This is a genomic window from Desulfurispora sp., assembly GCF_052744395.1.
In genome coordinates this window covers 1-6,016 of the sequence record NZ_JBRAJI010000076.1, presented here as the reverse complement: position 1 = coordinate 6,016, position 6,016 = coordinate 1, and the positions used below count along the sequence as shown (strand labels likewise).

5 protein-coding genes are annotated in these 6,016 nt (G+C 62.9%); 4 read left to right on the top strand and 1 reads right to left on the bottom strand.

Annotated features, from left to right (window positions below; all coding sequences use genetic code 11):
• Nucleotides 1-1,181 (bottom strand): PAS domain-containing protein (locus tag ACUVTU_RS13070; protein ID WP_445890393.1); only part of this gene is annotated, 1,181 nt, incomplete at its 3' end.
• Nucleotides 1,182-1,490: 309 nt separating this feature from the next.
• Here ACUVTU_RS13070 and mraZ point away from each other — a divergent pair.
• The 4 genes from mraZ (at nt 1,491) to ACUVTU_RS13050 (ending at nt 5,792) form a co-directional block, all read left to right on the top strand.
• A complete protein-coding gene (gene mraZ, locus ACUVTU_RS13065; RefSeq protein WP_445890392.1) occupies nt 1,491-1,922 on the top strand; it encodes a division/cell wall cluster transcriptional repressor MraZ in 432 nt (143 codons plus the stop codon).
• Between the two features lie 181 nt (nt 1,923-2,103).
• A complete protein-coding gene (gene rsmH / locus ACUVTU_RS13060; protein ID WP_445890394.1) occupies nt 2,104-3,063 on the top strand; it encodes a 16S rRNA (cytosine(1402)-N(4))-methyltransferase RsmH in 960 nt (319 codons plus the stop codon).
• A gap of 23 nt (nt 3,064-3,086) precedes the next feature.
• Nucleotides 3,087-3,566 carry a cell division protein FtsL gene (locus ACUVTU_RS13055; protein ID WP_445890391.1) on the top strand — a complete coding sequence of 160 codons (480 nt, stop codon included), beginning with the start codon at nt 3,087-3,089 and terminating at the stop codon, nt 3,564-3,566.
• 48 nt (nt 3,567-3,614) lie between these two features.
• A complete protein-coding gene (locus ACUVTU_RS13050; protein WP_445890390.1) occupies nt 3,615-5,792 on the top strand; it encodes a stage V sporulation protein D in 2,178 nt (725 codons plus the stop codon).
• The last annotated feature ends 224 nt before the right edge of the window (nt 5,793-6,016 follow it).

Here is a 6,016-nt window from a genome sequence, read left to right as displayed (position 1 = left end):
TGAACCAGGAAGCTCCCGCCTCTTAGCGAAAGCGAAGGCGGGAGAGGCTTCACATCCATGAGCAGGAAAGCCACCCGGCTGCGCAGCTGGCGGGCCCGGGCCAGCTCCTGCTGCAGGCGGCGGCGCAGGTAGCGGTGATTGTAAAGCAGGGTCAGGCTGTCGCGTACGGCCAGTCCCTGCAGCTTTTCCTCCACTATTTTTTGCTCGGTAACATCGCGCATGATCAGCACAGCACCCAGGGTGCGGCCCCGGTAACGGTCCAGGGGCAGGCAATCCACCCGCAGGGTGTAGGGCCAGCCGTCGGCCGCGTTGTAGGGCCGTTCCTCATTGCAGCGCCCCTGACCGCTGCGCATGACCCGGGCCAGGGGGTAGGTGAAGGCGATCTCGCCGGGGGCCTGCCGTCCGGTGAAGACCTGGGAAAATTTACGGCCCAGGGCCCGGGCGGCGGGCAATTGAAATATTTCCTCGGCGATGCGGTTGAACCCGGTAATAATTTCCCGGTCATTGACCGTGATCACCACATTGCGGGTGGTTTGCAGAATCTGCTTGAAGCGGTTGTTGTCGGCCACCAGCTGGCGGTGAAAATAATAGGTCAGCAGCAGGGAAAGCAGGATAGTGCTGCCGATCAGGATGGCCGAACGGTACCATATGTTCCGGCCAAATGCGGTCAGATCCCGGGAAAGGGTGCGGGTATCCTGCCAGCGCAGCTCTCTGAGCCGGGTGCTTTTTTGCAGCAGCACTTTCTCCCGTTCCTGGAAAGCACTGCTGCGCAGAATTTGCCGGGCGGCCAGCCCATCACCGGCGTCCAGGCGCCCGGTAATCAGTGCGGCCTGTTGCTGGTAGGCGCGCAGTTCGGCAGCCAGTTCGGCCAGCAGGGGAAGGCGGGCCGGGCGGACGATCCGCTGCAGGTTCTCCAGCAGTTGCTGAATTTGTTCCTGCTGTTCCTGCATTTGCCGGAGGTACTGCGGGTCGGCGGTTGTAATATAGCGGTGCAGGGCCAGTACCTGGCGGTTTATTCCTTCTTCCAGTTGCCAGGCTGCGGCGATTTTGTCCAGTTGCTGGCCAAACAGCTGGCCGTACCTTTGTTGCTGCCAGTTCAGCCAGAGCAGCAGACTGCCCAGCAAAATCAGGGGCAGGATGAATACGGCCAGCTGGATGGCCAGTTTGTAGCGGTAGCGCATGGCGGGCACCTCCCGGTAAACAGAGGGATGAGGTTTTTAGTTAAATTATATAGTGAATGATATAATTTTCACAATACATTGGAGGCTCATATTTATTGAAAAAAATTCTCTTTTAGTCACGGGTTGGTCGCCCGGGATGGTTTGATAGGACTATGGTCCCGGCCGGGGGTACAGAGTATAGGCACAATTTCCTACGGCAAAATATTCTAATTTTGACGCGGGCAGGAAGGATTTTGGTTCAGTCCGGCGAATACAAGGTGGTGTAAAGTGGGTTAAAGTGGTGGCAAAGTGGCAGCAGGTGGTGGGAAATTGTTCTATGGTGAATACCGTCATGCCATTGATGCCAAGTCCAGACTTTTTATCCCCGCCCGTCTCCGCCAGGGCCTGGGCGACAGATTTGTCATGACCAAGGGACTGGACGGCTGCCTGGCTCTCTATCCGCCGGCCGAATGGCAGGCACTGGAGGACAAGCTGCGCAGCCTGCCTTATTCCCGCAAGGATGCCCGGGCCTTTGTGCGTTTTTTATTTGCCGGAGCGGCCGAGTGTGAGCCCGACAAACAGGGGCGCATCCTGATCCCGCCGCCGCTGAAAGAATATGCCGCCCTGGAAAAGGAAACCATAATTATTGGCGCGGCCAGCCGGGTGGAAATCTGGGCGGCCGAACGCTGGGAGGCCTACCTGCAGGCCACCCAGGACAGTGTGGAAAGCATTGCCGAGAGCATTGTGGATCTGGATCTGTAACCCGGGGTGGGGGCCGGTCCGTACGCCGGCACTTAAACCCGGGCCAGAAAGACCGCAGCAGCCGGTATTGTGATTGAATATTGCAAATAATTAAAATATTTGAGATGAGTCGACAAACAGCTCGCTGCTGCGGGCCGGAGCCGGTCTGCAGCGGGGGGCAAAGGGACGGTTGGGATGGCAGATGCCGGATACAGACAGATTTTCCCATCAGCCGGTGCTGCTGGCGGAGGTGCTGGAGCAGCTTCGCCCGCGGCCCGGCGGCATTTATGTGGATTGTACGCTGGGGGGCGGGGGGCACAGCGCCGCCATCCTGCAGGCCAGCGCGCCGGACGGTCTGCTGGTGGGGCTGGATCAGGACGGGGACGCCCTGGCCGCCGCCGCACGGCGGCTGGCGCCCTGGGTTGAACGGGTGCGCCTGCGCCGGGCCAATTTTCTCCAGCTGGCCGAAGTGCTGGCCGAACTGGGCCTGGAGCGGGTGGACGGAGTGCTCTTTGATCTGGGAGTGAGCTCCTATCAGCTGGACACCCCGGAGCGTGGCTTCAGCTACTGGCACGACGCCCCGCTGGACATGCGCATGGACCGCCGGTCGGCGCTTACTGCGGCGGAAATTGTCAATACCTGGCCGGTGGAAGAACTGGTCGCGGTTATCTCTCGCTACGGCGAGGACCGCTTTGCCCGGCGCATTGCCGTGGCCATCGAGCGGGAGCGGCGCCGGGAGCCCATTGCTACTACCGGCCGCCTGGCCGAAATAATCAGGGAGGCCATCCCCGCCAGCCAGCGCCGGCAGGGTGGCCACCCGGCCCGCCGCACCTTTCAGGCCCTGCGCATAGCGGTAAACCGGGAACTGGACGTGATTGCCCCCGCTCTGGAACAGGCTGTGCAGCACCTGGAGCCCGGAGGGCGCCTTTTGGTAATTACTTTCCATTCTCTAGAGGATCGCATTGTCAAGAACACGCTGCGCCGGATGGCCCATCCCTGCCGCTGTCCGGCCGACTTTCCCCGCTGTGTGTGCGGCCAGAAACCCCTGGTCAAACTGCCCGTACCGGGCGGGATTGCTCCCGCGGCCCGGGAGCTGGCCGAAAATCCCCGTTCCCGCAGCGCCCGGCTGCGGGTGGCTGAGAAAATGCCGGACTGGTTCTAAATGCCAGGAGGAGTGAATAAGCTGTGATAGTAGCGCAGGAGCGATACCAGCAGTACCACCTGCCTGTGGAGGAGAAAAAGCGTCGTCCTGCCCGCCGCCCCGCCCGGCGCAAGCAGCCCGAGCGGGCCCTGCTGCTCGCCCTGATGGTGGCCCTGCTGGGGACGGGGATGGGGATAGTTTACTATTATGCCCAGCTGGTGGGCACAGCTTATCAGATCTATTGCCTGAAGCAGGAACTGCAAGCGCTGCAGCAGGAAACCGAGACTCTGGCCGCCGGCGTGGCCGACCTGTCCTCCCTGTACCGGGTGGAGCAGGTGGCCGTGCACAGGCTGGGTATGGTGCGTCCGGAAGGCCAGACCCTGGTGCTGGACCAGCCCGCTCCTCACCGGTCCGGGAAAGCACCCGCCGGACCGTCGTCCGACCGGCCGGCCCGGGCGGAGCTGCTGCCGGGTCAGCCGGTCTGGCTGCAGGTGTTTGCCCGGCTCATGGGTCAGGGCGGATAATTTAAAGCGCTTTCCCGACAGGTGGGCTTAAAGACGGAGGTGATGGTCATGCGCTCCAGTGCCATTATCCGCAAACGGCTCACCTGGCTTTTTTTCATTATGGCCGGCCTGATGGGTGTGCTGCTGTTGCGCCTGGTCTGGATCACCGTGGTGCAGGGGGATGAGCTGCGCCGGCAGGCCGAGGAAGTGCGCATGAAAGATATCCCGGTGGAGGCCAGGCGGGGCAGTATTTACGATGCCCACGGGCGGGAACTGGTGACCAGCATCAGCGCGGATTCGGTTTACGCCGTGCCCTACCGGGTCAAAGATCCTGCGGCTACGGCCCGGGCTCTGGCGGAAGCTCTGGACATGGATGCGGCTAAACTGGAGCGGATCCTGTCCCGCCGGTCGGGTTACGAGTGGATTAAGCGCAAGATCACTCCCGAACAGAGTTACCGGGTGCGGCAGCTGGCCCTGCCGGGTATTTATCTGGTGGAGGAAAGTGTGCGCCTGTACCCACACGCTACTCTGGCCGCCCACTTGCTGGGTTACAGCGGGGTGGACAACCAGGGGCTGGCCGGGCTGGAAAAAACCTTTGATCAGTACCTGAAGGGTACGGACGGTCGCATTCTGGTGGAGCACGATGCTGCCGGGCGCGAGCTGCCCGATCCTCAGGAACGTTTCCTTGCTCCCCGGCAGGGGCACAGCCTGGTGCTGACCCTGGATGAAAACATCCAGTACTTTGTGGAACGGGAACTGGACCGGGTGGTGGCCCGCTACCAGCCCCGCCTGGCGGTGATTGCCGTCATGGACCCGTCCAGCGGGGCTGTGCTGGCCATGGGCAGCCGGCCCACCTATGATGCCAACCAGTGGAAGACGGCGCCTCCCGCCGTGCGGGACCGCAACCCGGCGGTCTGGTACAACTACGAACCCGGTTCAACCTTTAAAATCATTACGGCGGCCGCGGCCCTGAATGAAAATGTGGTGCAGGAGGAAGATCGCTTTTACGACCCCGGGTATGCCAGCGTGGCCGACCGGCGCATCCGCTGCTGGAAACCGGGCGGGCACGGCAGCCAGAGCTTTACCGAAGTGGTGATGAACTCCTGCAACCCGGGATTTATCGAAGTGGGATTGCGCCTGGGCAAGGAACGGTTTTACAAATACCTGCAGGCGTTCGGTTTTGGCCATCAGACCGGATTGGGCCTGCCCGGTGAGGCCCGGGGCATTGTCATCCCCGCATCTCAGGCTACCAATTTGAACCTGGCTACCATGTCCATCGGCCAGTCCATTGCCGTTACCCCCATCCAGCTGCTCACGGCGGTCTGTGCCGTGGCCAACGGCGGGACCCTGTACCAGCCCTATCTGGTAAAAGAAGTGCGCGATGATGCGGGCCGGCCGGTCAAGTCCTTTGCCCCCCGGGCGCTGAGCCAGGTGATCCGGCCGGAAACCGCTGCCCGCCTGTCCTTGCTCCTGGAAAAGGTGGTGGCGCTGGGAACCGGGCGCAATGCCTTTGTGGAAGGTTACCGGGTGGCCGGCAAGACCGGCACGGCCCAGGTGGTGGGCGAGCAGGGTGGTTATGTCAGCGGTCGCTATGTGGCGTCGTTTGTGGGGTTCGCGCCCGTGGAAAAGCCCCGCTTCGCCCTGCTGGTGATGATTGCCGAGCCGCAGGGCGGCATCTACTACGGAGGTCAGGTGGCGGCGCCGGTCTTTCAGAGTGTGGCCCGGGATATCCTGCATTACTTGAATGTACCGGCTGATCCCCGGCTGACCAAACCCCGCCTGCCCCGCGAGTGGCAGGAAAAACCGGCCCCCCGGGTAGCGGTGCCCGATGTAGTGAATCGGCCGCTGGGCGAAGCCGACCGCCTGCTGCGCGAAGCCGGTCTGCGCTACCGTACCAGCGGCAGCGGGCCGGTGGTACTGCGGCAGGTGCCGCGTGCCGGGGTGGAGATGCAGGCCGGTCAGCAGGTGCTGCTGGAGATGGAACCGTTGCCGCAAAAGAGCGACTTACTGGTTACGGTGCCCAACCTGAGCAACCTGACCCGCCAGGAGGCCGGGCAGCTTTTGCAGCAGCTGGGCCTGGTGCTGATGGCCGAGGGCAGCGGCCTGGTGGTGGAACAGCAGCCGGCGCCCGGCCAGCGGGTGGCCCGGGGCAGCGCGGTGCGGGTGCAGTGTGCGCCGCCGGGGCGGGTGCTGCAGCCCCTGGTACAGGTGCGGCCGGTGCTGGGCGAGGAGTGGATCGCGGATTAGTACTTGTGTTGAAATTGGCTTACGCCAGGTTTGTGTGTTGGACAATTGATACAATGGGCCAGGCCTATCGTTACAAACGGGTACGCCAATCCCGCGTGAGTACGGGTGGGTCACCGGTACCCGGGCGCGCATCCCTGGCTCGCCCGAACTCCGCACCGGGCAGCACCAACGGCTCGGCTGCGGGCGGGCCGGGCCGCCCCGGATTCGACGTCCTGTCTCAACCG